Below are 2008 nucleotides of genomic sequence, written 5' to 3'. Positions count from 1 at the left end.
CCTGAGAAGGTGTACCGAAAGGAGCGCTGGAGGCCCCACAAGAGCTTATGTTGACACGAGTAGCGATAAACAAGGTGAGAAACCTTGTCGCCGAAAGCCTAAGGTTTCCTGTAGTCAAGTTAATCTGCTCAGGGTTAGTCGGCTCCTAAGGCGAGGCCGAGAGGCGTAGTCGATGGGAAACAGGTTAATATTCCTGTACCGCTGACATGATGCTATGGTAAGGGGGGACGGAGAAGGATAGACCATCCAGGTGTTGGAATACCTGGTTTAAGCGTGTAGGCGGAGGACTTAGGCAAATCCGGGTCCTTGTTAACGCTGAGGCGTGACGACGATGTCTTATAGACAACAAAGTGGTTGATTCCCTGCTTCCAGGAAAAGCCTCGTATCTAGTCATGATGGCGACCGTACCGTAAACCGACACAGGTAGGCTGGTAGAGAATACCAAGGCGCTTGAGAGAACTCTGGTTAAGGAACTCGGCAAAATAGCACCGTAACTTCGGGAGAAGGTGTGCCTGCATGGTGATAATAAATACTTGTTTGAGCCTAGTCAGGTTGCAGTGAAATGGGGGGAGCGACTGTTTACTAAAAACACAGGACTCTGCGAAGTCGAAAGACGAAGTATAGGGTCTGACGCCTGCCCGGTGCCGGAAGGTTAAGGGGACTTGTCAGCGCAAGCGAAGCAATGAACCGAAGCCCCGGTAAACGGCGGCCGTAACTATAACGGTCCTAAGGTAGCGAAATTCCTTGTCGGGTAAGTTCCGACCTGCACGAATGGCGTAACGATTTCCCCACTGTCTCAACCAGAGACTCAGCGAAACTGTAGCACCGGTGAAGATGCCGGTTACCCGCAACAAGACAGAAAGACCCCGTGAACCTTTACTATAGCTTGGCATTGGTTTTTGAGGTGGCATGTGTAGGATAGGTGGGAGACGTGGAAATGGGCACGCTAGTGCTCATGGAGTCGTCCTTGAAATACCACCCTTGCCTCCTTAGGAATCTAACCGTGGTCCGTAATCCGGATCCGGGACATTGTCTGGTGGGTAGTTTGACTGGGGCGGTCGCCTCCCAAAGTGTAACGGAGGCGCGCGAAGGTTCCCTCAGGTTGATTGGAAACCAACCGTAGAGTGTAAAGGCAGAAGGGAGCTTGACTGCGAGACGGACACGTCGAGCAGGTACGAAAGTAGGTCTTAGTGATCCGGCGATTCCGCATGGAAGGGTCGTCGCTCAACGGATAAAAGGTACTCCGGGGATAACAGGCTTATCTCCCCCAAGAGTCCATATCGACGGGGAGGTTTGGCACCTCGATGTCGGCTCATCACATCCTGGGGCTGTAGCAGGTCCCAAGGGTTTGGCTGTTCGCCAATTAAAGTGGTACGCGAGCTGGGTTTAAAACGTCGTGAGACAGTTTGGTCCTTATCTGTTGCGGGCGCAGGGTATTTGAGGAGATCTTCCCCTAGTACGAGAGGACCGGGGTGGACGAACCGATGGTGTTCCAGTTGTTCCGCCAGGGGCATTGCTGGGTAGCTAAGTTCGGCAGGGATAACCGCTGAAAGCATCTAAGCGGGAAGCCCACTCCAAGATAAGATACCCCATGGCTGTAGTGGCCATCTGAAGGCACGTCGGAGACTACGACGTTGATAGGTCGGGTGTGGACGCGTGGTAACACGTGGAGCTTACCGATACTAATGTGCCGTGCGGCTTATCCATATCAGTTTGACAGAGGACGGAAGACAGAGGACAGTATCCCCTGCCCTCTTCTTCCGGACCTTGCTCTTATCCTGATTAGACAGCTGCTGTTGTTGCTCTACTATTCAATTATCGCTGTTTTATACCCACTTTTTCGGTGGTCATAGCGAAGAGGCTCCACCCGTTCCCATTCCGCACACGGTCGTTAAGCTCTTCTGCGCCAATGGTACTGCACGGGCAACTGTGTGGGAGAGTAGGTCGCCGCCGAATTCTTTATAAAAAAAGGGACAGTCCCCACAAAAGGGACTGTCCCTTTTTTTTG

Annotated in this window: 2 rRNA genes; both read left to right on the top strand. The window is 52.5% G+C overall.

Annotation, left to right across the window (positions count from 1 at the left end):
* Window positions 1-1707 (top strand): 23S ribosomal RNA (locus tag BUC26_RS22440); the annotation flags it as partial.
* Between the two features lie 132 nt (window positions 1708-1839).
* A 5S ribosomal RNA gene (rrf, locus tag BUC26_RS22435) occupies window positions 1840-1956 on the top strand.
* Window positions 1957-2008 lie beyond the last annotated feature (52 nt).

This window comes from Desulfofustis glycolicus DSM 9705 (assembly GCF_900130015.1).
Lineage (GTDB): Bacteria > Desulfobacterota > Desulfobulbia > Desulfobulbales > Desulfocapsaceae > Desulfofustis > Desulfofustis glycolicus.
Note: the sequence above shows the minus strand (reverse complement) of the source record. Positions and strands in the feature narration are given on the sequence as shown.